We start from the raw sequence: 24,654 nt of genomic DNA, 5'->3' as shown, positions 1-24,654 counted from the left end.
CGGGAGCACCGTCTTCCGAGGGTTTTTTCTTTTTTAGCTTTTCATTTTTAGACAAGGAAGCACACATGCAAACACAACGCTTACGTATCGCCATCCAAAAAAAGGGCCGCCTCGCCAAGGAGTGCCAAGAGCTGCTTAAACGCTGCGGGGTAAAAATCAATTACACCGGTGAGCGTTTAGTGGTCCACGCCGAAAACATGCCCATCGATCTGCTGCTGGTCCGTGACGATGATATCCCGGGCCTTATCATGGACGGCGTGGTTGATTTAGGGGTGATTGGCGAAAACGAATTAGAAGAAGTACGCCTTGAGCGCATCAAGCTGGGCGAGCCGAGCCAATATCAACTACTGCGCCGCCTCGACTTTGGAGGCTGTCGTCTCTCTATCGCCCTAGATAAGGACCAAGATTATAACGGCCCCCAAGATCTAGCCAGCCAACGGATTGCCACCACCTACCCCAATATTCTCAAAGCCTATATGGACAAACAGGGGGTAAACTTTAGCACCTGTATGCTCAATGGCTCCGTCGAAGTCGCGCCGCGTGCGGGACTAGCCGATGCGATTTGTGACTTAGTCTCAACCGGTGCCACCTTAGAAGCCAATGGCTTGAAAGAAGCCGAAGTCATATTCCGCTCAAAAGCGGTATTGATCCAGCGTGAAGGCAGCTTCAGTGAAGAGAAAACCGCATTGATTGAACGCTTGCTCACCCGCATGCAAGGTGTCATCCAAGCCAAAGAGTCCAAATACATCATGCTCCACGCACCCAGCGAAACCTTAGAGCAAGTGGTCGAGCTACTCCCCGGCGCGGAAGATCCCACCATATTGCCATTAGCCCACGAAAAGAGCCGTGTCGCGGTGCACTTGGTCAGTACCGAAAATCTGTTCTGGGAAACCATGGAAAAATTGAAGCAGCTGGGCGCGAGCTCAATCTTGGTCCTGCCGATTGAAAAGATGATGGAGTAAGACACGATGCGTACTGTGGTCTGGAAATCACTCGGAGAGTCACAAAAAGAAGGCTTAATGCGCCGTCCGGCTATCACAACCGGCGCCCAAACCCAAGCCAGTGTCAGCGAGATCATCGCCGATGTCCGTGAGCGGGGCGATGAAAGCTTAAAAGCATTGACCCAAAAGTTTGATGGTGTCGAACTCGATAATATCAAACTCGACAAAGCGACTTTGGCCGACGCCGAAGCGCGCTTGGATGAAGATATCAAGCTATCCCTGCGCCAAGCCTACGATAACATCAGCACCTTTCACCGTGCGCAAAAAGCGCAGCCATTGAAAGTCGAAACCATGCCGGGGGTGGTGTGCGAATCCATTACCCGCCCGATTAACCGCGTGGGGCTGTATATTCCTGGCGGTAGCGCTCCTTTGCCCTCGACCGTATTGATGCTGGGCGTACCCGCGCAAATTGCAGGCTGCCGTAAAGTGGTGCTCTGTACCCCACCGCCGGTGGCCGATGAAATCTTATACTGTGCCAAACTGTGTGAGATTGATGAAATTTATACCCTGGGCGGCGCACAGGCGGTGGCGGCGATGGCCTTTGGCACTCAAAGCGTGACCAAGGTAGATAAGATCTTTGGCCCGGGTAATGCCTATGTCACCGAAGCCAAACGTCAAGTAAGCCTTGCTGCCAATGGCGCGGCCATGGATATGCCTGCCGGCCCCTCGGAAGTGTTAGTGATTGCCGATGCCGGCGCGGATCCAGACTTTGTTGCCGCCGATTTACTCAGCCAAGCGGAGCATGGCCCCGATTCGCAAGTGGTGCTGGTGACCCCTGCCCCAGAGATGGCAGAGAAAGTGGCGGATGCGGTGCAGCAGCAATTAACCACACTCAGTCGTGCAGAGATTGCCAAGCAAGCGCTGGGCAGCAGTGTGATTATTATTGCCGATACTCTCACCCAATGCGTGTCGATTTCTAACCGTTATGGGCCGGAGCACTTGATTGTGCAAACTCAACAACCAAGAGATTTGTTGCCCCTGTTGGATAACGCTGGCTCGATTTTCTTGGGCGCCTACTCGCCCGAGTCTGTGGGTGATTACGCCTCTGGCACCAATCACGTGCTCCCTACTTATGGCTATACGCGCACCTACAGCAGCCTTGGGCTGGCCGACTTTACCAAGCGAATGACGGTACAAGAGCTTAGCGACACCGGTTTGCAAACACTGGGCCCGACAGTGATGCGTATTGCCGAAGCAGAAGGCTTGGATGCACACCGCCAAGCAGTCGAGATTCGTCTCACTAAGCTGCAACAAGCTCAAGCTTCGGAGGATCCATTAGTATGAGCATCGAAAAACTCGCCCGTGAGCAAGTACAAGCGCTTACTCCCTATCAGTCAGCCCGCCGTATCGGCGGTAGCGGGGATGTCTGGCTCAATGCTAACGAGTCACCCTTTGACAACGCTTACACCGTAAGCGGTCAGGGACTCAATCGCTACTCCAGCTGTCAGCCCAATGCATTGATCAATGCCTATGCGGATTATGCAGGCGTCGAAACGAACCAAGTCATTACCACTCGTGGCGCCGATGAAGGGATTGATTTGTTGCTGCGTGCCTTTTGCGAGCCAAACCAAGATAGCGTGCTGATCTGTCCACCTACCTATGGCATGTATGCGGTCAGTGCGGAAAACCAAGGTATCGCCACCACCCAAGTGCCGCTCACCGCCGACTGGCAGTTGGACATGGCAGGGATTGATAGCGCATTGGAGGCAGATACCGGTATCAAGCTTATCTTCGTGTGTAGTCCCAATAATCCGACCGGCAATCTGATTAACCGCGACGACATAGAAGCGCTACTTACCCGCACTCAAGATCGCGCGATTGTGGTGCTGGATGAAGCCTATATCGAATTTAGTCCAGAAGCGACCTGCACCGACTTGCTCGCACGCTTTGAGAATCTGGCTATTCTGCGCACCCTATCCAAAGCGTTCGCCCTAGCAGGACTGCGTTGCGGCTTTACCCTCGCCAGCCCAGCTATTATTAACTTGATGCTTAAGGTGATCCCGCCGTATCCCGTGCCGGTCCCCGTGGCAGACATTGCCCAGCAAGCGCTCTCCGAGGCCGGTTTGGCGCGTATGAAATATCAGGTTTTGGATTTGACCGCCAACCGTGCCTACCTGCAAGCCGGCCTCAGTATGCTGCCCGGCGTTGAGGTGCACCCGGGCTTTGGTAATTATCTGCTCATCACGCTGGATGACGCCGACGCGGTGTTCGCACGTTTAGGACGTGCAGGCATGATTGTGCGCCAGACCGCCGTGGCCAACAGCTTACGCATCAGTATTGGTAACCGTGACGAATGTGAAAAAGTGTTGGCCTTTATCCGCCAGCAACTCAGTGAATAAGGACAACCACTGTGAAAGACAAGATTTTATTTATTGACCGTGATGGCACCTTGATTGTGGAGCCGCCTGAAGACTATCAAGTGGATCGTCTGGATAAATTGGCCCTTGAACCGGGCGTGATCCCCGCGTTGCTGAGCCTGCAAGCGGCGGGTTACACCTTGGTGATGGTGAGCAATCAAGACGGCTTAGGGACCGAGAGCTTCCCGCAAGCGGACTTTGATACGCCACACAACATGATGATGGCGCTGTTTCGCTCGCAAGGGATCCATTTTGAAGACGTACTGATTTGCCCGCACTTTGACAGCGATGACTGTAGCTGCCGCAAGCCCAAATTAGGCTTGGTGAAAGACTATCTGCAGCAAGGACGGATTGATTTCGCCCAATCGGCTGTGATTGGCGATCGCGACACCGATATCACCTTAGCGAACAATATGGCGCTACAAGGGATCAAATATCAACGTGACGTGATGGGCTGGCCACAGATTGTCGAGCGCCTCACCCAGCAGCCGCGACTGGCCAGCGTTACTCGCACCACCAAAGAAACCGATATTCAGGTGGATGTTAATCTAGATAAGAGTGGCGGCAGTCGCATTGAAACCGGATTGGGCTTTTTTGATCACATGTTGGATCAAATCGCCACCCACGGCGGCTTTCAGCTCAACGTTCGCGTTAAAGGCGATTTGCACATCGACGACCACCACACCATTGAAGATACCGCCCTCGCGTTGGGCGACGCACTCAAACGGGCGCTGGGAGATAAACGCGGTATTGGCCGCTTTGGATTTAGCCTGCCGATGGATGAATGCTTGGCGCAATGTGCATTGGATTTGTCCGGACGCCCCTATTTGAAATTTGAAGCCAGCTTCCCACAGCCACAAGTGGGCGATATGTCGACCGAGATGGTGGGACACTTTTTCCGCTCATTGACCGACACCTTGGCCTGTACCCTACACCTGACGGTGTCGGGCGAAAACACCCACCACTTGGTGGAAAGTTTGTTCAAAGCCTTTGGCCGCACCTTGCGTCAAGCCATCAAGGTCGAAGGCGACGCCCTGCCAAGCAGTAAAGGAGTGCTGTAATGCGCAAACAGACTGTCATTATCGATACCGGCTGCGCCAATGTGTCCTCGGTACGCTTTGCTGTTGAGCGTTTGGGGTATCAAGCCACATTAAGCCGCGATCCGGACGTGGTGCTAGGGGCGGATAAGCTCTTTTTGCCCGGTGTCGGCACGGCCAGCGAAGCGATGAAAAACTTGACCGAACGCGGCTTGGTGGATTTAGTTAAGCAAGTGGAGCAACCGCTGCTGGGGATTTGCCTTGGCATGCAAATGCTAGGCACTTACTCGGATGAAGGCGACAGCCCCGTCGAATGTCTCGGCCACATCCCCGCTCCCACCAAACTGATGGATACCGCAGGGCAGCCTCTGCCTCATATGGGTTGGAACCGAGTTGCTACTGTTAATGACCATCCTTTGTTCGATGGCATTGTCGCGGGTAGCCACTTTTACTTTGTCCACAGTTACGCGATGCCGGTCGGCGATTACACCTTGGCACAATGTCATTATGGCCATGCGTTCAGTGCAGCAATCAATCAAGGCAACTACTACGGGGTTCAGTTTCACCCTGAGCGCTCTGGCAAAGTGGGCGCGCGTTTGATTCAGAATTTTTTGGAGATGTAAGCAAGGATGATTATACCAGCACTCGACTTGATAGACGGCCAAGTGGTACGCCTTTATCAAGGGGATTATCAGCAAAAAACCGACTACAGTTTTGACCCGCGTGAGCAGTTTGCGCGTTACCATCAAGCAGGCGCGGATTGGTTGCACCTCGTGGATTTAACCGGCGCCAAAGATCCGACCGCGCGTCAGGTCGACTTAATCACCGAGATCTTGCAATCAACGCCCGCCAATATTCAAATTGGCGGTGGCGTGCGCACCGAGATGGACGTGATTGAGCTGCTGAACACCGGCGCACAGCGCGTAGTGATCGGCTCCACCGCGGTCAAATCGCCCGATTTGGTCAAAGGCTGGATGCAAACCTACGGCCCTGACCGCATTGTTTTGGCACTCGATATTCATATCGACAGCAACGGGACGCGACGCGTAGCGGTGTCCGGCTGGCAACAAGACTCCGGTGTCACCATTGAAGCGCTCCTCGACGATTATTTGTCCGTCGGGCTTAAGCATGTGCTGTGCACCGATATCTCCCGCGATGGCACCTTACAAGGCAGCAATGTGGCGCTTTACCGCGACTTGTGTCAGCGCTATCCGAGCATTGCGTTTCAATCATCAGGCGGCATTGGCAATCTCGAGGACATTCGCGCCTTACGCAACACTGGCGTGGCGGGTGTGATCGTCGGCCGCGCCCTGCTGGAAGGTAACTTTAGCGCAGAGGAGGCGATCGCATGCTGGCAAAACGGATAATTCCTTGTTTGGACGTCCGCGACGGACAAGTGGTTAAAGGCGTGCAATTTCGCAATCACGAAATCATCGGCGATATCGTCCCGCTCGCCAAACGTTACGCCGAAGAAGGTGCTGACGAGCTGGTGTTTTATGACATCACCGCCTCCAGTGATAGTCGCGTGGTCGATAAAAGCTGGGTCAGTCGCGTCGCGGAAGTGATTGATATCCCCTTTTGCGTCGCCGGTGGGATAAAATCCGAGGCCGATGCCCAGCAAATCTTGGAATTCGGCGCGGATAAGATATCCATTAACTCACCGGCCTTGGCCGATCCGAGTTTGATCACGCGGCTGGCCAATAAGTTTGGCGTGCAGTGCGTGGTGGTTGGGATTGATTCTTTCTTCGATGAAGCGACCGGGCAATATCACGTCTATCAATTTACCGGCGATGAGAGCCGCACTCAGGCTACGCCTTGGCAAACCGTTGCCTGGGTTGAGGAAGTCCAACAGCGAGGCGCAGGCGAAATCGTACTCAATATGATGAACCGCGATGGCGTGCGCCAAGGCTATGACTTAACCCAACTCAAAATGGTAAGAGAGCGCTGTCAGGTACCCCTGATTGCCTCCGGCGGTGCCGGTGAAATGTCGCATTTCGCCGACGCCTTTTTACAAGCGAATGTCGATGGCGCACTGGCCGCCTCGGTGTTTCACAAGCAAATCATCGCAATAAGCGAATTAAAACAAGCACTAAAGCAACAAGGGATCGAGGTAAGAGTATGACGGCGACGTGGGTAGAACGTATCGATTGGGAGAAAAACGCCGGCTTGGTGCCTGCGATTATCCAACACAGCGATAGCGGCCAAGTATTGATGCTGGGCTACATGAATGCCGATGCACTGAACGCGACGCTCGAAACCGGTCGCGTCACCTTTTGGTCGCGCAGTAAATCGCGTCTTTGGGTAAAAGGCGAAAGCTCCGGTCATGTATTAAGCCTGGAGCACATTGCACTCGATTGCGATCAAGACACCTTGTTGGTCACGGCGACACCACACGGGCCCACCTGTCACCTCGGCACGACCACCTGCTTTGACAGTGATAATAAACCACCACACACGGGGCCCGGCTTTTTGTCAAGCCTAGAGCAAGTGCTTGCCAGCCGCAAAGATGCCGCGCCTGATGACTCTTACACCGCAAGCTTATTTGCCAAAGGCACCAAGCGTATCGCGCAAAAAGTGGGGGAAGAAGGGGTCGAAGTCGCCCTCGCTGCCACGGCAGGCGATAAAGCCGAGCTATTAAACGAAAGCGCCGACCTGCTCTATCACCTGTTGGTATTGCTGCAAGACCAAGAGCTTAGCCTCCATCAAGTGACCGAAGTCCTCGCCTCTCGCCATCAAGGCTAACGACCACGCACGTTAGCGTAAACAAGGCCCCTTCAAAGCGCCGCCCACATGCGGCGCTTTGTGTGACGCAAGTTATCTCACTCGCAATTTAAGAGATAATACACGCCTTTGATTGACGCCCATCCCATGCGAAAATACGTTTGATGCATGATCAAATCATTCGCAGATAAACGAACGCAGGCACTATACTCAAAGGGAGCGTCAAAGAGGTTCCCTGCCGAGCTGGCGGTACGTGCGGCAAGAAAGTTGGAGTATATCGATCTCGCCACACAACTCGATGATCTCACGGTACCGCCCGGTAATCGCCTTCACGCTTTGTCAGGAAACAGACAAGGGCAACATGCAATAGCGATAAACAAACAGTGGCGCATTTGCTTTCGTTTTGAAGACGGTGACGCGTATGACGTCGAGGTTTGCGACTACCACTAATGAGGTAACAGTGATGACGATTTTCAACACAGCTGGCATGCAACGCCAACCGACGCATCCTGGAGCCATGTTGCGCGAAGACTTTCTGCCCGATTACGACTTGAGCGTAGAACAATTGGCTGATGCTTTGGGCGTCTCTCATCAATCGATGACTGCCGTATTGGATGAGCGTAAAGCCGTGAGCCCGGAGCTGGCGCTTCGTCTCGCACGTCTGTTTGGTAACTCGCCTGAGTTTTGGCTCAATGCGCAAAGGGCCGTTGATCTTTGGGAGGCGTCGCAATCAATTAAACACGAGGTAGCAAAAATAAAACCGCTTGATGTCGCTTAATCGCGCGTCATGGCCGTAGCAGATCGCCAAATCCTGCTCAGATCAGTTAAACTGCCTGTATTCCCGACAGTTAGTGACAAGGCGTCCTATGTTTAACGGCAAATCCATTCTGATCACCGGCGGTACTGGTTCTTTTGGTAAAAAGTACGTCCGCACCCTGCTTGAACGCTATCAACCACGCCGCCTCGTGGTGCTCTCTCGCGATGAGCTCAAGCAATATGAAATGCAGCAAACCTTTAACGCTCCTTGCATGCGCTATTTTATCGGCGATGTGCGTGATGGCGATCGTTTAATGCAAGCGATGCAAGGCATTGACTATGTGATTCATGCTGCTGCACTCAAGCAGGTACCTGCCGCCGAATACAACCCGATGGAATGTATCAAGACCAACATTCACGGTGCAGAGAATGTGATTCGCGCTGCGATTGCCAACGGGGTGGAAAAGGTGATTGCGCTCTCGACCGATAAAGCCGCCAGCCCCAATAATCTCTATGGCGCCACCAAACTGTGTTCAGATAAATTGTTTGTCGCCGCTAACAATATGACCGGGGGCCAAAAGACACGTTTTTCGGTGGTGCGCTATGGCAATGTGGTCGGCTCGCGCGGCTCTGTGGTGCCTTTGTTTAAGAAAAAGGCAGCGGAAGGCGCGGATCATTTGCCCATTACCCATCCTGAAATGACCCGCTTTTGGATTACCTTGCAACAAGGGGTGGATTTTGTGCTGAAAAACTTTTCGCGCATGTATGGCGGGGAAATATTTGTTCCTAAGATCCCATCAGTTCGTCTGACGGATCTCGCCAGCGCCTATGCCCCAAACACACCCGTCAAGGTGATAGGCATTCGCCCCGGCGAAAAAATGCATGAAGTGATGTGTCCGGCTGACGATGCGCATCTGACGCTCGAATTTGCCGACCATTACGTGATTTGTCCCACCATCAAGTTCTACGATGCCGATGATGACTATCGAGAAAATGCGTTGGGCGAAAAAGGACAGCCCGTGCCAGAAGGCTTTGAATATCAATCAGGCACTAACCCAGATGTGTTAACCGTCGAGGCCATTTTGCAACTCGACACCGAGCAGTAAAGGAGTATGGCGTTGATCCCATACGGAAAGCAGCATCTTAGTGAGCAAGACTATGCCGCTGTGCTTGAGGTGCTAAAAAGTGATTATCTGACGCAAGGCCCGCAAGTTCCGGCTTTTGAAGCCGCCGTCGCCGAACTCACCGGGGCTGCGCATGCGGTCGCTGTTAATAGCGCCACATCTGCCCTGCATCTCGCTTGTCTGGCGTTAGGGTTAGGCCCAGGCGATCGTTTATGGACCTCGCCCATTACCTTTGTCGCGTCAGCCAATTGTGGTCGATACTGTGGTGCCGAAGTGGATTTTGTCGATATCGACCCGCACACGCGTAACCTATGCCCTCAGCAGCTCGCGAAAAAACTGGCGCAAGCGGCTGCTACTTACACCTTACCCAAGGTGCTGGTGGTGGTACATATGGCCGGTGCCAGTGCACCAATGGCTGAGATTGCCGCGCTCGCTAAGCGTTATCAGGTGGCCATTATTGAGGATGCGTCACATGCGATGGGCGCACACTATCAAGGCGCGGCAGTGGGTGGGTGCCAGTACAGCGATATTAGCGTGTTTAGTTTTCATCCGGTCAAAGTGGTTACCGCGGGAGAAGCCGGGGTTGCCACCACTCAACGTGCTACATTGGCGAAAGCGCTGCGTCAGTTGCGTAGCCACGGGATCACCCGTGATGCAGAAGACAGCCACGCTGCCCTGCCACCTTGGGGGTATGAGCAGCATACACTGGGGATGAACTATCGCCTCTCGGATATTCATGCCGCGCTTGGCCGTTCACAATTAACCCAGCTTCGCTCCTTTATCGCCAAACGGTTTGCACTCGCTGAATGCTACCATCAAGCACTGGCGGATTTGCCTGTTAAGCGGCCCATTTTAGATCCTGAGTCGGCATGGCATTTGTATTTGATTGAGCTTGTTCATGCCGACACACGCCGCGCCGTTTTTGAGGCAATGCGTGCGCAAGGCATTGGCGTGAACGTGCACTATATTCCTGTGCATACGCAACCTTACTATCAGGCACAGGGCTTCCAGCCCGGAGACTTCCCGCTTGCCGAGCAGTATTACGCGGGTGCACTCACTTTGCCGCTTTACCCCGATTTAACCGAGCAACAGCAAGATACAGTGATTGCTGCGCTACAAAAAGCCATTGAGGATGCGTGACCGATGAATGTATGTATTATTCCCGCCCGCGGTGGCAGCAAACGCATTCCGGGCAAGAACCTCAAACGGTTTAACGGTGCGCCCATTATTACTTATGCCATTGCGACAGCACGTCAAAGTGGGCTATTCGATCGCGTCTTGGTTTCCACCGATTGCGAGGACATTGCCAGTGTGGCGCGCGATGCAGGGGCTGAGGTGCCTTTTGTGCGTCCCGCCGAGATTGCCGGCGATCACGCTACGACCTTGGATGTGCTTGAGCATGCGATCCAGTGGCTCAGCCCGTCGCCACAGCAAACGCCTTTGCACGCGGTTTGCTGCCTGTATGCTACCACCCCCTTTGTCACCTCGGATGACTTGCGCCAAGGCTTAGCGTTACTGGACGGCGACACGGTCAAATACAGTTTTGCCGCCACCCGCTACGCCTTTCCAATTCAGCGCAGTATTCATGTCGATGCCGATGGCAGTGTCAGCATGTTATGGCCGGAGCACTTCACTACGCGCTCACAAGACCTACAACCGGCGTACCACGATGCGGGAATGTTTTACTGGGGCACGCCAAGTGCGTTTTTAGCGCGCGAGCCGGTTTTTGCCCCCCACTCGAAAGCTGTGTTGATCCCTCATTACCGCGTGCAAGACATTGATGAGCCGGATGACTGGCTACGCGCTGAGCTCATGTATCAACTGTTGGAGCAACAGGCCTTGCTATGAGCCATATTGCCATTCGAGTCGATGCCTCCCAAGCGATAGGCACCGGACACGTCAGCCGCATGCACGTGTTGGCTAACATGCTACAAAGGGCTGGCCATCAGGTAACCTTGGTATGTCGCGATTTACCCGGCAATTTGATAGCGGTCAGCCAAGAGCAAGGCTTAACGGTGGCGATGTTGCCTGCCCCCAAAAACTCGCTCAGCAACACCGATTGGCTTGGTGTGAGCCAGCAGCAAGATGCCGAAGAGACAACCGCATACGTGGCTAACCAGCCGGTGGATTTGATGGTGGTGGATCATTACGCCCTCGATGCCCACTGGGAACAATCGATTCACACCCAATTGGGCTGTCCGGTGATGGTGGTCGATGATTTAGCCAATAGGCCCCACGATTGCGCGTTTTTGCTCGATCAAAACCCTTGGCCTGACCTGACTACGCGCTACGGGTCACAGCTTTTAAATCCACAGACCCGATGCTTATTGGGACCAGACTATGCACTATTGCGTCCAGCATTTGCCGCCTTACATCAGTCTCCGCCGCCGCGTGAAGATAAAGTGATCGCCTTTTTCTCCGGTACGGATCCGACCGGTGAAAGCCGCAAGCTTGTGGACGCGGTGAAACACCTAGAAGCCGTTCAACACCTAGAAGAAGGGCAGAACCTCGAGAGGCTGCCTTTCTCACTGTTAATTGTCACCGGCCGGCGCAACCCAGACCGCGACGCATTGTGTAAAGCGCCTGTCCCCGATGGGGTTCGTGTGGTGGAAGCACTGTCGGACTTTGATGCCCACATGGCACGGGCACGCTACGCATTTGGAGCCGCCGGCGTTACTGCCATTGAGCGCAGCTGCTTGGGAGTGCCTAGTACCTTGGTATGTGTGGCGGAAAACCAACACGCCATGGCCGAGTATCTCGCCGGACAGCCGGGCTATCAATACTTAGGACGCGGTGAGCACACCCGCTGGCAAGATTACGCGTCTGCACTGCAGCATCTTGCGGCAAACTGGCATCAGCTTCCTACCCTACCAGCGATCACTGATGGAAAAGGCGCAGAGCGTGTCGTCGCGGCCTTGGAGCATGACTTATGCAACTGATTTTTAGCGCGGTGACTCACGCGGACAGTGACACTTTATGGCATTGGCGCAATCGTCCCGCTGTCCGCCAGTTTATGTACACCCAACATGAAATAAGCCATGATGAGCACCAAGCATGGTTCAGCCATATGCTCGCCAACACGCACCGATATTTCTATATCGTTTACAAACGCGTAGACGGCCAACCGGACAAGCCACTTGGCGTGGTCAACCTTGACCTCGATAGCGAGAATAGGACAAGTGCAATCTGGGCTTTCTATGCCGCCCCCGATGCACCACGTGGGAGCGGTGCGCTCATGGAGTTTGGCGCATTAAGCTTAGCATTTGAAACCTTGGGCGTGACCCAGTTGAACTGTGAAGTGCTCAGTCATAATCAGGGGGTAGTTCGGCTACATCAACGCTTTGGCTTTCGTGAGACGCCGCAAAGTCGGCAACGCACCTTTTCCCTGCCTGAGGGAAAAACCGTCGAGATTGTGTGCCTGTCTTTGTCCGCTGATGAGTGGCAGCAAGGCGCCAGTGCCCTTCAAACCAAACTGAATATCGACGCGGTTTATGAACAACGACATTAAGATTGCAGGCCGTTTGATCGGCCCCCAGCATCCTCCCTATATCATTGCCGAAATGTCGGCGAACCATAATGGTAGCCTTGAGCTTGCCAAACAAACCATTTCCATGGCCAAAGCCTGCGGTGCCGATGCGGTCAAAATGCAAAGCTATACCGCCGATACCATTACCCTTGATTGCGACCACGATGAGTTTCAGATCAAAGGCGGACTGTGGGATGGTTATAGTCTCCACCAGCTATATCGCTGGGCACAAACCCCGTTTGAGTGGCACAAGCCGTTATTTGATCACGCGAGAAAAGAAGGCGTCACCTTATTCTCCTCTCCTTTTGATTGTTCAGCGATTGACTTACTCGAGGATCTTAACGCACCCGCCTATAAAATAGCCTCGTTCGAGGCGATTGATTTGCCCTTGATTCGCTATGCCGCGCAAACCGGTAAACCGATGATCATCTCAACCGGTATGGCTGACGAGACAGAGATCGCCGAGGCGGTGGCGACCGCCCGTGATAACGGCTGTCGTGAGCTGGTGTTGCTTCATTGTATCAGCGCCTACCCTGCGCCGATTGAACAAAGCCATCTGCGAACCATTCCAACCTTAGCCACCCGCTATCAAACCTTGGCGGGCTTATCCGATCATTCGCTGACCAACACCGCCGCGATCGCAGCCGTCGCACTCGGCGCGTGCGTGATTGAAAAACATGTGATGCTCTCTGAAGATTCGGGAGGTCCGGATGCTGCTTTCTCGCTTACGCCACCTGCACTCAGTGCGCTTTGTGAGCAAACCCACGCGGCGTGGCGAGCGTTAGGACAAAGCGCTCTAACCACACGAGAGGCCGAGTCGAGCAACCGGCAATTTAGGCGCTCTTTGTACGTCTGTGAGGATATCGCGACCGGTGAGCCACTGACGTCCGCTAATGTGCGCAGTATTCGTCCGGGCTTTGGTTTAGCACCGAAACACTATGATGCCGTGATCGGAAAGCGCGCAACACGCGCGTTAACCAAAGGCACCGCATTGTCGTGGGAAGATATCGAAGACTAGCTGGAGCATATCCATAAAAAAACCCGGCGACTGAGCCGGGTTTCGTTTCTCACTGAGAATCAGTGATTACATCTGCTTGACCATCTCGTCAGCAAACTCAGAGCATTTACGCAGGCTCGCGCCTTCCATCAAACGTTCAAAGTCATACGTGACTGTCTTATTGGCGATGGTTTTTTCCATTGACTTGATCACCAAGTCAGCCGCTTCAAACCAGCCCATATGACGTAGCATCATTTCTGCAGACAGAATGAGTGAGCCTGGGTTCACCTTATCTTGACCAGCGTATTTCGGCGCCGTGCCGTGGGTCGCTTCAAACAGCGCCACACCGTCACCAATGTTGGCTCCCGGGGCAATACCAATACCGCCAACCTGCGCGGCAAGCGCATCAGATACGTAGTCACCGTTCAAGTTCATGGTGGCAATCACATCATATTCCGCAGGACGCAGCAGAATTTGCTGCAAGAAGGCATCCGCGATGGAGTCTTTGATGGTAATTTGTTTGCCGGTCTTTGGATTTTTCATCGTCATCCACGGACCGCCATCCAGCAACTCGGCACCAAACTCTTTATTGGCCACTTCATAGGCCCAATCTTTAAACGCCCCTTCGGTAAACTTCATGATGTTACCTTTGTGGACGATAGTCAGTGAGTCACGGTCATTATCGATGGTGTACTCGATAGCGGCGCGAACCAGACGTTTGGTGCCTTCTTCTGAGATTGGCTTAATGCCTACACCGCACTGCTCAGGGAAACGGATTTTGTTGGCACCCATTTCTTCACGCAGGAACTTAATCACTTTATCCGCTTCGGCCGTGCCGGCTTTAAACTCAACACCCGCGTAGATGTCTTCTGAGTTTTCGCGGAAGATCACCATGTCAGTATCTTCTGGCTTTTTCAGTGGGCTAGGAACGCCAGTGAAGTAACGTACCGGACGCGCACAAATGTAGAGGTCGAGTTCTTGACGAAGCGCCACGTTCAATGAGCGAATACCACCGCCAACTGGGGTCGTCAGTGGCCCTTTGATTGCCACTTTGTATTCGCGGATAAAGTCGAGGGTTTCAGCTGGCAGCCACTGATCGTCACCATATACCTTGGTAGACTTCTCACCGGTGTAGATTTCCATCCATGAAATCTTACGCTCACCGTTATAGGCTTTAGCAACAGCTGCATCAACAACTTTGATCATTGCAGGGCTAACATCCATCCCGATGCCATCCCCTTCAATGTAAGGGATCACAGGGTGGTTAGGGACTACCAGTTTTGTGCCGTCGAGTGTGATCTTCTGACCTTCCGCCGGTACAACTACTTTACTTTCCATTTTAATCTCCTAGCGTCCATTTGTTATCTTTGTGTAAGATGCGAGTCGAGGATACTCGAATTCATACAACACGCCAAACAGATTATTACGTGTATAATACGGAAGTCTCATTTGCCGTTTAATCTATTTGACAGCCCTCATGCCATATAAAGCCCGCCCCCAGCCAGCGTCAAAGGCTGTTTCAAACACCCAAGCTCCATCGGCCAAGGGTGGAAAGGCTCCCCGAGCGGCCGCCCTCGCCACAAAAGTGATACTTGTTAACAAACCTTATAACATGTTGACTCAGTTTAGTGGCGAACCAGGCGACAGTACATTGGCCGACATTGTATCGGTAAAAGATGTGTACCCGGCTGGTCGACTTGATAAAGATAGCGAAGGCTTGCTGGTGCTCACCAATAACGGCGCTTTACAAGCCAGACTCACCCAGCCTTCATCTAAGTCGTCCAAAACCTATTGGGTACAAGTCGAAGGCGAGCCTAGCGATGAAGCAATTCAGGCGCTCTGTAACGGTGTCGAACTGAAAGATGGTCTCACCCTGCCCGCTGATGTCACCAAAATGGCACCACCCGCCGTTTGGGAACGCCACCCTCCGGTGCGTTATCGCGCTAACATTCCCACCACTTGGTTAAAGGTGGTGCTGCAAGAAGGGCGAAACCGGCAAGTACGCCGCATGACCGCGCATATCGGCCACCCGACGCTGCGCTTGATTCGTGCCCAACTCGGCCCATGGCAGCTGGATGATTTGCAACCGGGCCAGTGGCGTGAGGTTGCGCCCCCGAAAGGCTTCGAGCAGTTCACTCCTAAACCCAAAGGCGCAAAAGGGAAAGCACCGCGTGGGCGCACTCGCTCGTCCAAGCGCGCACCGTCGAAGAAACGAGATAAGCGCTAGGAATACCTGAACATACCATCGTCCGATTTTCGCACACAGACCCTCCGCGCCAAGGATGGCGCGGCGGAGCCCCCAGGGATGAATATACGGCGTGTCTGCGTGCGGGAGTCGGTCGATAAACCTAAGGGGTTCACAAGTCTTTGCGCGGCACCCAATCACAGAAGCTAACATACCCCAAATAGTAACGTGGAAAAGGTGGGAGGCCGATCGCAGGCCACGCGACCATCTACTCACTTTGGATAACGGCTAACATGTGAGCCCTATCACATCTGTATCCGGCGATTTGATTCTGTTAAACTCAGCGTCCGTTTATTGATAGCAGCATTTGTGATCACCATGTCAGATAACAGCAGCAAAAAAGTGATTGTCGGAATGTCCGGCGGTGTTGATTCCTCCGTTTCTGCCTACTTGTTGAAACAACAGGGTTATCAGGTAGAAGGCCTGTTTATGAAAAACTGGGAAGAGGATGACAACGAGGAGTATTGCTCTGCTGCAGAAGACTTGGCTGATGCGCAAGATGTGTGTGACAAGCTTGGCATCGAGCTCCACACCATTAACTTTGCCGCTGAGTACTGGGACAACGTCTTCGAGCACTTTCTAACCGAATACAAAGCGGGTCGTACGCCCAACCCTGATATTCTTTGCAACAAAGAAATTAAATTTAAGGCGTTTCTCGAGTTTGCCGACGAGGTGTTGGATGCCGATTATATTGCCATGGGGCATTATGTCCGTCGCACCTTCCCCGAAAACGGTGAAAAAGCGCAAATGCTGCGCGGCCTTGATAGCAACAAAGATCAGAGCTACTTCCTCTATACCCTCAGCCACGATCAGGTGGCACGAAGCCTGTTCCCTGTGGGCGATTTAGAAAAACCGCAGGTACGCCAAATTGCGGAAGAGCAAGGCTTGGTGACGGCGAAGAAAAAAGATTCAACCGGCATTTGCTTTATCGGCGAGCGTAAGTTTACTGACTTTTTATCACAGTATTTACCCGCGCAGCCCGGCCCTATCGAAACCACTGAGGGCGACGTCATTGGTGAACACCAAGGTTTGATGTACCACACCTTGGGTCAGCGCAAAGGCTTAGGGATTGGTGGCTTAAAGGGGGGCAACGGTAGCGAAGCCCCTTGGTATGTGGTCGATAAAGATGTCGCGCGTAATGTATTGCTCGTCGGTCAAGGCCATGATCATCCTCGACTCTATTCAGAAGGGCTCATCGCGGCGCAATTGCACTGGGTCGATCGTGAGATTGTGACCGAGACCCGCCGTTGCACGGTAAAAACCCGATACCGTCAACACGATATATCGTGTACTATCACGCCCGTTGATGATGATACAGTGAAAGTTATCTTCGACGAGCCGCAAATTGCGGTAACGCCGGGGCAATCCGCTGTCTTTTACGATGGCGATGTGTGCCTAGGCGGTGGCATTATCGAGCAACGTATTTAAGGAGCCGTGATCAGTGGCAGAGACGATTTATGATCGCACCCTGGCTTTTGCCAGCATTTGTCAGGCAGCAAAACTGGTGCAAGACGTATCTCGAAATGGGTATTGTGACCAAGACGCGTTAAATACGAGCCTGAGTAGCATTATCATCACTAACCCCTCTTCTACCCTAGACGTCTTTCGTGGAGAAGTGGGGAATGTCACCGGTGGCGGTGAGTCAGGCCTTCATGTTGGTTTAGAAACCCTCATTGGCCAACTCGATAATAGCCGCAACGGTAGCGAAACCATGCGCTACCTGATTAATTTGTTGGCGCTGGAGCGTAAACTGTCCAGCCGCCGTGATGCCATGGCACAACTGGGCGATCGCATTGAAACGATTGAGCGTCAAGTAAGCCATTTTGATTTGCTTGATGAGCAAATGATCAGCAATCTCGCCAGCATTTATCTCGACGTGATCAGTCCTCTCGGACCGCGCATTCAAGTGTCTGGTGACCCACAACATTTACAGCAAACTGGCGTGCAACACCGTGTGCGTGCCATCTTGCTTTCCGGTATCCGCAGTGCTGTCCTATGGCGTCAAGTAGGCGGTAAGCGCCGGCACCTTATCTTTGGTCGCAAACAAATGGTTGAGCAGGCCAAACTCATTCTAGCCCGAAGCTAATCAGATTGAACTCAGGAGACAAAAAATGGAACTGTCAGCGCTGACTGCTGTTTCACCGGTCGATGGCCGATACGGTACGAAAACGATTGCGTTGCGATCGATTTTTAGTGAATTTGGATTGCTTAAATACCGCACCATCGTGGAAATCCGTTGGCTGCAAAAACTGGCAGCGACAGACAGCATCGCAGAAGTGCCTGTTTTTAGTCATGACGCCAATGCCCAACTCGACCGCATTGCTGCTGAGTTTGATGAACAAGATGCCGCACGTATTAAAGAGATTGAGCGCACCACCAATCATGATGTTAAAGCCGTTGAGTATTTTCTAAAAGAAAAGATTGCCGATAACGCAGAACTCAACGCGGTCAGTGAATTCATTCACTTTGCCTGCACTTCTGAAGACATTAATAACCTGTCGCATGCACTGATGCTAAAAGAAGCACGCGATACGGTAATTTTGCCAGAAATGCAACGTCTGGCGGACGCCGTCAAAGACCTGTCTCAACAATTCCGCGACGTACCCATGCTTTCACGCACCCACGGTCAGCCTGCGTCTCCATCGACCATGGGTAAAGAGATGGCAAACGTGGCGTACCGGATGGCGCGCCAAATCAAGCAGGTTCAAAGTAGCGAAATCCTAGGTAAAATCAACGGCGCAGTGGGCAACTACAACGCGCACTTGTCGGCCTATCCAGACATCGATTGGCATGCCTACAGCGAAGCCTTTGTGACCTCATTAGGCATCGACTGGAATCCGTACACCACTCAAATCGAGCCACATGACTATATTGCCGAGCTATTTGACGCGGTCGCACGTTTTAACACCATTTTGATCGACTTTGATCGTGATATCTGGGGCTATATTGCACTGGGTCACTTTAAGCAAAAAACCATTGCCGGCGAAATTGGTTCATCGACCATGCCACATAAAGTGAACCCGATTGATTTTGAAAACTCGGAAGGTAACCTCGGCCTAGCCAATGCCATTTTCTCTCACCTAGGACAAAAGTTACCGATTTCTCGTTGGCAGCGTGATCTCACCGACTCCACCGTATTACGCAACCTCGGTGTGGGAGTGGGCTACACCCTGATTGCTTATGCATCGACCCTTAAAGGGATCAGCAAGCTAGAAGTCAACCAAGCCGCACTCGAGGCGGAACTGGATCAAAACTGGGAAGTCCTTGCCGAGCCAATTCAAACCGTGATGCGTCGTTATGGGATAGAAAAGCCCTACGAGAAGCTGAAAGAGCTGACACGTGGCAAACGGGTTGATGGCGAGGGGATGCGTACCTTTGTTGATAGTCTTGATTTGCCTGAGCACGAGAAAGCACGCTTGAAGCAAATGACACCGGCTAACTACATTGGCGATGCGGTCAAGCTCACTGACAAACTGTAAGCAAAACGCATCCAATGCTCGCGGCCTCCATATTGGGGGCCGTTTTTTTATCCCACTCGCACCACCCCGCTCGTCACGTTATACTGCCGCAAATTTCGTAAACTAAGTCGTTATGTATCAGTTTCAGTTCTCGCTCGCCGAATTTATGGCCGCACATTGGCATCAAAGCCCCACCGTTATCCGCCAAGGGTTAGCCAATTTTAACGATCCCATTGAGCCTGAAGAGGTCGCAGGACTCGCGATGGAAGAAGACATTGACTCGCGTCTAGTGACCCAAGCCAATGGCCAATGGCAAGTCGCGAACGGTCCTTTCGAGCACTTCGATGATTTCCCAGCGACGCATGCGCAACTGGTGGTACAAGCCGCTAACCACTGGCACCCAGGCGTGCGTGATCTCGCTGAGGCATTTACCTCGCTACCACAGTGGCTATTTGATGATGTCATGGTGTGTTATTCCCAGCCTCAGGGCGGCGTTGGGCCTCATATTGATCAGTATGATGTGTTTATTGTGCAAGGCCAAGGGCGTCGCCGTTGGCGTGTGGGGCCAAAAGGTGATTACCAAGAAGCTAACTTAGACACCGGGCTCAAGCAGATCACCGGCTTTGACGCCATTATCGATGTGGAGCTAGAACCAGGCGATATTCTTTATATCCCGCCAGGCTTTCCACACGAAGGCGATACGCTGGAGCCCTCGCTCAGCTACTCGATTGGCTATCGCTCACCAAAAGCCCGCGAGCTACTGAGCAGTTATGCTGACCAAGTGATTGTCGACGAAGCCGGAGACAATCATTTCCATTGGCCAGCCATGCCAGCGCAAGCCGATGCGCCTGCGGCATTGGATCCACAACATCTCGCGCAAATGAACGAGATGATGATCGCACTCATGCACGACGAGACCCGCAAAAAGCGCTGGATTGGCGAGTTTCTCTCTCAAGCCCGGCATGAGCTCGACTTACTCAGCCCCGATCCACAGTGGCAACCGGATAGTCTCAAAGCCGCGATGCAAGACGGGCTTTGTCTGGAAAAACTCAGTGGGTTGCGTGCGTTTTATCACCCAGACCAGCCTGAAATGATTTTTATGCTGGGTGAAAGCTTTGATTTACCCACAGGATGTGAGTCACTCACCCCAGCGTTATGCAATCAACGCTTTATTGATTGGGAAATCCTCGGCGATGCCGCCGACCATAGCCTGTTTTGGCCGATGCTGACGCTGTGGGTCAATCGCGGCTACTGGTATCCCCTCGAGGAAGCGCCAGAGTAACCGCGCATCACCAAGATTAGACTTTAAACTGGGCCGTTAGCGCACGCTGACGGCCAGCCAGCGCCTCCAATTGGCTGGCAATACTCGCCGCCGATTCGGCATGCGACAAGAGTTCATCGCTGCGTTCACGAATATGGGTCACGTTTTGCGTCACATCGCCTGATACCGCGCTTTGTTGCTCCGCCGCCGCGCTAATTTCACTGTTAAGCCCCATCATGTCTTGCATCGCAGTACGAATCTGGTCCAAGCTCGCCACCGTCTCTTGCACCTTTTCAGCGGTGTCATCCGCTAGCTGATTCCCTTCATGAATCGCTGCTACCACTGACTCTGCCCCCGACTGCAACGAATCAATCACGGTACGGATCTGGGTGATTGACTGGTTAGTACGCTGTGACAGTTCACGGACTTCGTCAGCGACCACCGCAAACCCGCGCCCTTGCTCACCCGCACGCGCCGCTTCAATCGCCGCATTTAAAGCAAGTAAGTTGGTTTGCTCTGACATGGTGTCAATCACCGTCAGGATCTCGGTGATATCCTGACTACTCTTTTGTAAGGCTTGCGCATCGTGGGTCGCGCCATTCAGCGTCTCCACCAAACGCGTCATCGCTTGCGACGAACCAGTCACAATTTTTTCACCCTTCTCCGTCGCTGTATTCACCGCGGTGGCCGCAGTTAGCGCCGATTCGGTATGACTGGCAACCTGTGAGGCCGTTTGCGTCATCTCTTCTGATGCTGTCGCCACTGCATCCAAGCTTGATACTTGTTCACGGCTACCATCTCGGGTTTGCACGGCCACGCGTGCGGCTTCTTTGGCTGTATGTTCCGCTTCTTCAACGCTATTAATCACATTCGCCATAATAGGCTGAAGCTTATCGAGGAAGCGGTTAAAGCGCCCCGCCAGTACCCCAATTTCATCACGATTTTTAAGCTGGATACGCTGCGTGAGATCGCCATCGCCGTCGGCAATCTCTGCCAATCGTTCCGCCAGTAGCTTCAGGGGTTTAACGATTTGGCGCGCCGCTAATCCGGCGATCACCAAGGCAAGCAGGGTTGCCACAACCCCTAAGCTACGTTCTGTCCACGCGGCTTGACTGCGTTGCGCGGTAATTTGTTGGCTTAATTGGTTTGCCTCAGAGAGCAAGACATCTTCCGGCAAGGTGATAAGGGCTCCCCACGTGGTGCCTGGCAAGGCAATCGGCACGTAGGTCATCAACTGGCTTTTTTGCCATACAGTCTGTGGCTGTCCCTGCGTCAGCCAGGAGCTCATCGCATCAGGGCTGGTGGGTAAATCGTCGACAGTGCCGCCGCTCATTTGGGCGTTATCAGACGCCACTAAACGGCCACCTTGGCTCAATACACTGACATTGCCAGCGCCGCCAAATAGGGCTTTATCCGCCTCTGAGATCACTGACTGTAACCCGCCAAGCGCAATATCAATGCCTAGTACCCCCAGCACTTGTCCGTCGCGCATCAGCGGTGAGGAAATGGTGACACTCAGGCTACTGCCCGCTTGTTTGGGCGCAGATACACAAGCTGCGCCTTGGTTCAATGGGCACTGATACCAATGATTCGCCGCTTGCCCATTGCCATTTTTATTGCCGTTGTTAATTTGCTTCTCGCTCAGCACGGTACCTTGCAGCTCGCCATCCCGCTTTTGCCAGCGGCTGGCAAAACGCCCTGCGGCATTCGCGCCCCGTTCTGTATCGAGCTGATAAAAGTCATCTTCTTGGTCAAGTGCATTGGGTTTAAATACCACGAACGCGGCTTGAACCGTATCGAAGTTCTCCACTGAGCGTCGCACCAGCTCATTGATTGAGCCGCGAAGTTCACCACTGTCGGTAAAGTTTTGCTCAGCGTTATACTGTAGGTACACCACACTTTGCGCCAGCATTTGCGCGCGGTACACCGCCTCATCTAAAGAACGTTGCACATGGGTCGCTTGAACTTGGGCCTGACTGGTCGCAAGACGTTGAGCAGCACTACGCAGCGTTTGGGTACTCGCCTGACCGACCGTTTGCTGAAACTGGTTATTGACGTAGGTTGAGAAGGTTAATAACGTCACCGCGGTCACAGCAACGCACAAACTGGCCACGAGGGTGACCTTCCATTGAATTGAGAGGGATCGCATGACAGCTCCTTTGTCACTCTATCGACAGCCACCACTGCTATCGATTCTCATCCTTGAAACACGCATTTAACAGTAACAAAAAAGCGCAGGAAATAAACCTGCGCTTTTCATATTATTGCGTTTTTTACGATGACAAAAAACGTCGCTTATCTGTCTTTTGGATCCAAGGCATCACGAAGCCCATCGCCGACATAGTTAAAACAGAACAATGTCATGACCATAAAGGCGGCAGGGAACAGCAGCTGCCAAATCGCAATTTCCATCGTTTGCGATCCTTCTTGTAGTAAGGCGCCCCAACTGGTCATTGGCTCTTGCACACCTAAGCCCAAGAAACTCAAGAAAGACTCAAACAAGATCATGTTCGGCACTAGTAAGGTCGAGTAAACCGCAACAATCCCAAGTACGTTTGGCACGATATGGCGCGTAATGATATGGCGCGTGCTCACCCCTGAAACGTGCGCGGCTTCGACAAACTCTTTACTCCGTAAGCTGAGTGTTTGACCGCGCACAATACGTGCCATGTCTAGCCAAGCAATACAGCCAATGGCCACGAAGATCAGCACGATATTACGGCCAAAGAAGGTTACCAATACAATCACGAAGAACATGAACGGAATCGATTGGAGGATTTCCACCAAACGCATCATCACCGCATCGGTGCGGCCGCCAATAAAGCCTGATGTGGCACCATATAAGGTACCAATCAAGACGGCGACAAAGGCGCCCATGACGCCTACCATGATCGATATACGCCCGCCCATCATGGTGCGAGTAAAGAGATCTCGGCCTAACGCATCGGTACCAAACCAATGTCCGTCTACGCCCAATGAAGGCGCCGCATGAATGGCATACCAATCGGTCGCGTCATACGCGTAGGCACTGATATACGGCCCAAGGATCACGCTCAAACCAATCAATACCAGAATCACCAAGCTCGCCATCGCGGCACGGTTACGTTTAAAACGAATCGCCGCATCCTGCCAAAGGCTACGCCCCTTGACATCGACTTCTTCAGCAAAGTTTTCGAGGGCGTCAATGTTTTCTTTTTTCGTCAGCATCATGTCACCCCTAGTAACGAATCTTAGGATCGATATACGCCAGCAGGATATCGACGATCGCGTTGAAAAGAATGGTCAGCGTACCGATCAAAATGGTACAGCCAAGCACCAATGAATAATCACGGTTAAACGCGGCGTTCACAAACAGCTTACCGATACCAGGCAAGCCGAAAATGGTTTCGATCACCACCGACCCAGTAATAATGCCCACAAACGCGGGTCCCATGTAGGACACAACCGGTAGCATCGCAGGCTTGAGCGCATGTTTAACAATAATCTTAGGGTAACTGAGCCCTTTGGCACGCGCGGTGCGAATAAAGTTACTGTTTAGGGTTTCGATCATGCTACCGCGGGTCACACGCGCAAATGTGGCCACATACAGCAAGGACATACCGATCATTGGCAACACCATGAATTGCCAACCACCGCCTTGCCAGCCACCGGCGGGGAACCAACCAAGATTAATGGCGAAGATATAAATCAGCACTGGCGCGAGCACAAAGGATGGCATCACCACCCCTAACATCGCCGTGGACATGATGGTGTAGTCAATCCAGGTGTTTTGTTTGAGCGCAGCAATGGTGCCAATCGTGACCCCAAAAATCAGCGTAAAGATAAACGCCAACGCACCGATTTGTGCCGATACAGGAAATGCGTCAGCAATCAGCTCATTCACCGTAAAATCAATGTATTTAAACGATGGACCAAAATCCCCTTGTAGGATATTGCCCAAATAGGTGGTGTATTGCTCAAACACAGGCTTATCCAAGCCGTATTTGGCATTAATATTTTCCATTACGGCAGGGGGCAATGGACGTTCGCTTGAAAAAGGGTTGCCTGGCGCAAACCGCATCAAGAAAAAAGAGATAGTAATTAAGACCAACAACGTTGGAATAGCTTCCAAAAGGCGCTTGGCGATAAATTTCAACATAACTGTACCGTTTCGTTTTGAGCCTCACAGCGT

At 52.7% G+C, this 24,654-nt stretch carries 24 protein-coding genes, 1 pseudogene and 1 other annotated feature (1 of these 26 running past the window's edge); of the genes and pseudogenes, 21 read left to right on the top strand and 4 right to left on the bottom strand.

Annotation, left to right across the window (positions count from 1 at the left end):
• Positions 1-31: a sequence feature (His leader region), on the top strand; it begins 107 nt to the left of the window's first position.
• A 34-nt stretch (positions 32-65) separates the two neighbouring features.
• The 16 genes from hisG (at position 66) to pseI (ending at position 13,540) form a co-directional block, all read left to right on the top strand.
• Positions 66-962 carry an ATP phosphoribosyltransferase gene (hisG, locus tag WN56_RS12615; protein ID WP_046075341.1) on the top strand — a complete coding sequence of 299 codons (897 nt, stop codon included), beginning with the start codon at positions 66-68 and terminating at the stop codon, positions 960-962.
• Positions 963-968: 6 nt separating this feature from the next.
• Positions 969-2,285 (top strand): histidinol dehydrogenase, encoded by a 1,317-nt coding sequence (hisD, locus tag WN56_RS12610; protein ID WP_046075340.1) that lies wholly within the window; start codon positions 969-971, stop codon positions 2,283-2,285.
• 2 nt (positions 2,286-2,287) lie between these two features.
• Positions 2,288-3,340 (top strand): histidinol-phosphate transaminase, encoded by a 1,053-nt coding sequence (gene hisC, locus WN56_RS12605; RefSeq protein ID WP_156146680.1) that lies wholly within the window; start codon positions 2,288-2,290, stop codon positions 3,338-3,340.
• An 11-nt stretch (positions 3,341-3,351) separates the two neighbouring features.
• Complete coding sequence (gene hisB, locus WN56_RS12600) at positions 3,352-4,419, top strand: bifunctional histidinol-phosphatase/imidazoleglycerol-phosphate dehydratase HisB (RefSeq protein WP_046075338.1); 1,068 nt, start codon at positions 3,352-3,354, stop codon at positions 4,417-4,419.
• Positions 4,419-5,018: an imidazole glycerol phosphate synthase subunit HisH gene (gene hisH / locus WN56_RS12595; RefSeq protein WP_046075337.1), complete on the top strand. Its 600-nt coding sequence runs from the start codon at positions 4,419-4,421 to the stop codon at positions 5,016-5,018. The genes hisB and hisH overlap by 1 nt, the downstream gene beginning before the upstream one ends.
• A 6-nt stretch (positions 5,019-5,024) precedes the next feature.
• Positions 5,025-5,762 (top strand): 1-(5-phosphoribosyl)-5-[(5-phosphoribosylamino)methylideneamino]imidazole-4-carboxamide isomerase, encoded by a 738-nt coding sequence (gene hisA, locus WN56_RS12590; RefSeq protein ID WP_046075336.1) that lies wholly within the window; start codon positions 5,025-5,027, stop codon positions 5,760-5,762.
• Positions 5,744-6,517, top strand: coding sequence for an imidazole glycerol phosphate synthase subunit HisF (gene hisF / locus WN56_RS12585; RefSeq protein ID WP_046075335.1), 774 nt, complete (start codon positions 5,744-5,746; stop codon positions 6,515-6,517). Before hisA ends, hisF begins: the two co-directional genes overlap by 19 nt.
• Positions 6,514-7,137, top strand: a complete 624-nt coding sequence (gene hisIE, locus WN56_RS12580) for a bifunctional phosphoribosyl-AMP cyclohydrolase/phosphoribosyl-ATP diphosphatase HisIE (RefSeq protein ID WP_046075334.1) — start codon at positions 6,514-6,516, stop codon at positions 7,135-7,137. Before hisF ends, hisIE begins: the two co-directional genes overlap by 4 nt.
• 147 nt (positions 7,138-7,284) lie before the next feature.
• On the top strand, positions 7,285-7,566 hold the full coding sequence (locus tag WN56_RS17215) for a type II toxin-antitoxin system RelE/ParE family toxin (RefSeq protein WP_046075333.1): 282 nt from the start codon (positions 7,285-7,287) through the stop codon (positions 7,564-7,566).
• A 13-nt stretch (positions 7,567-7,579) separates the two neighbouring features.
• Complete coding sequence (locus tag WN56_RS12570; RefSeq protein WP_046075332.1) at positions 7,580-7,894, top strand: HigA family addiction module antitoxin; 315 nt, start codon at positions 7,580-7,582, stop codon at positions 7,892-7,894.
• Between the two features lie 88 nt (positions 7,895-7,982).
• Entirely contained in the window at positions 7,983-8,978 is a 996-nt protein-coding gene (gene pseB / locus WN56_RS12565) for a UDP-N-acetylglucosamine 4,6-dehydratase (inverting) (RefSeq protein WP_025738853.1), read from the top strand.
• 12 nt (positions 8,979-8,990) lie between these two features.
• Positions 8,991-10,136 (top strand): UDP-4-amino-4,6-dideoxy-N-acetyl-beta-L-altrosamine transaminase, encoded by a 1,146-nt coding sequence (pseC, locus tag WN56_RS12560; RefSeq protein ID WP_046075470.1) that lies wholly within the window; start codon positions 8,991-8,993, stop codon positions 10,134-10,136.
• A gap of 3 nt (positions 10,137-10,139) precedes the next feature.
• Positions 10,140-10,844, top strand: a complete 705-nt coding sequence (pseF, locus tag WN56_RS12555) for a pseudaminic acid cytidylyltransferase (protein WP_046075331.1) — start codon at positions 10,140-10,142, stop codon at positions 10,842-10,844.
• Positions 10,841-11,935: a UDP-2,4-diacetamido-2,4,6-trideoxy-beta-L-altropyranose hydrolase gene (gene pseG / locus WN56_RS12550; protein WP_046075330.1), complete on the top strand. Its 1,095-nt coding sequence runs from the start codon at positions 10,841-10,843 to the stop codon at positions 11,933-11,935. The genes pseF and pseG overlap by 4 nt, the downstream gene beginning before the upstream one ends.
• On the top strand, positions 11,926-12,504 hold the full coding sequence (gene pseH, locus WN56_RS12545; protein ID WP_052708080.1) for a UDP-4-amino-4,6-dideoxy-N-acetyl-beta-L-altrosamine N-acetyltransferase: 579 nt from the start codon (positions 11,926-11,928) through the stop codon (positions 12,502-12,504). The genes pseG and pseH overlap by 10 nt, the downstream gene beginning before the upstream one ends.
• Positions 12,488-13,540, top strand: coding sequence for a pseudaminic acid synthase (pseI, locus tag WN56_RS12540; RefSeq protein WP_046075329.1), 1,053 nt, complete (start codon positions 12,488-12,490; stop codon positions 13,538-13,540). The genes pseH and pseI overlap by 17 nt, the downstream gene beginning before the upstream one ends.
• A 66-nt stretch (positions 13,541-13,606) precedes the next feature.
• Here the strand turns inward: pseI and icd are convergent, their stop codons facing one another.
• Complete coding sequence (gene icd, locus WN56_RS12535; protein ID WP_046075328.1) at positions 13,607-14,857, bottom strand: NADP-dependent isocitrate dehydrogenase; 1,251 nt, start codon at positions 14,855-14,857, stop codon at positions 13,607-13,609.
• Between the two features lie 139 nt (positions 14,858-14,996).
• Between icd and WN56_RS12530 the strand changes: the two are divergent.
• The 5 genes and pseudogenes from WN56_RS12530 to WN56_RS12510 all read left to right on the top strand — a co-directional run.
• Positions 14,997-15,635 (top strand): annotated as a pseudogene (locus WN56_RS12530) (pseudouridine synthase); the annotation flags it as partial.
• A 447-nt stretch (positions 15,636-16,082) separates the two neighbouring features.
• Positions 16,083-17,192: a tRNA 2-thiouridine(34) synthase MnmA gene (gene mnmA, locus WN56_RS12525; RefSeq protein WP_046075467.1), complete on the top strand. Its 1,110-nt coding sequence runs from the start codon at positions 16,083-16,085 to the stop codon at positions 17,190-17,192.
• 13 nt (positions 17,193-17,205) lie between these two features.
• Entirely contained in the window at positions 17,206-17,850 is a 645-nt protein-coding gene (hflD, locus tag WN56_RS12520; RefSeq protein ID WP_046075327.1) for a high frequency lysogenization protein HflD, read from the top strand.
• 25 nt (positions 17,851-17,875) lie between these two features.
• Positions 17,876-19,243 carry an adenylosuccinate lyase gene (gene purB, locus WN56_RS12515; protein ID WP_046075326.1) on the top strand — a complete coding sequence of 456 codons (1,368 nt, stop codon included), beginning with the start codon at positions 17,876-17,878 and terminating at the stop codon, positions 19,241-19,243.
• Between the two features lie 112 nt (positions 19,244-19,355).
• Complete coding sequence (locus WN56_RS12510; RefSeq protein ID WP_046075325.1) at positions 19,356-20,504, top strand: cupin domain-containing protein; 1,149 nt, start codon at positions 19,356-19,358, stop codon at positions 20,502-20,504.
• Positions 20,505-20,520: 16 nt separating this feature from the next.
• Here WN56_RS12510 and WN56_RS12505 read toward each other — a convergent pair whose 3' ends face one another.
• From WN56_RS12505 to oppB, 3 genes are all read right to left on the bottom strand, one after another.
• A complete protein-coding gene (locus tag WN56_RS12505) occupies positions 20,521-22,632 on the bottom strand; it encodes a methyl-accepting chemotaxis protein (protein WP_046075324.1) in 2,112 nt (703 codons plus the stop codon).
• A 146-nt stretch (positions 22,633-22,778) separates the two neighbouring features.
• Positions 22,779-23,690 carry an oligopeptide ABC transporter permease OppC gene (gene oppC, locus WN56_RS12500; RefSeq protein WP_046075323.1) on the bottom strand — a complete coding sequence of 304 codons (912 nt, stop codon included), beginning with the start codon at positions 23,688-23,690 and terminating at the stop codon, positions 22,779-22,781.
• 10 nt (positions 23,691-23,700) lie between these two features.
• Complete coding sequence (gene oppB, locus WN56_RS12495) at positions 23,701-24,621, bottom strand: oligopeptide ABC transporter permease OppB (RefSeq protein WP_046075322.1); 921 nt, start codon at positions 24,619-24,621, stop codon at positions 23,701-23,703.
• Between the last annotated feature and the right edge of the window lie 33 nt (positions 24,622-24,654).

This window comes from Salinivibrio sp. KP-1 (assembly GCF_000968645.1).
In the GTDB taxonomy this organism is placed as follows: Bacteria; Pseudomonadota; Gammaproteobacteria; order Enterobacterales; family Vibrionaceae; genus Salinivibrio; species Salinivibrio siamensis.
Note: the sequence above shows the minus strand (reverse complement) of the source record. Positions and strands in the feature narration are given on the sequence as shown.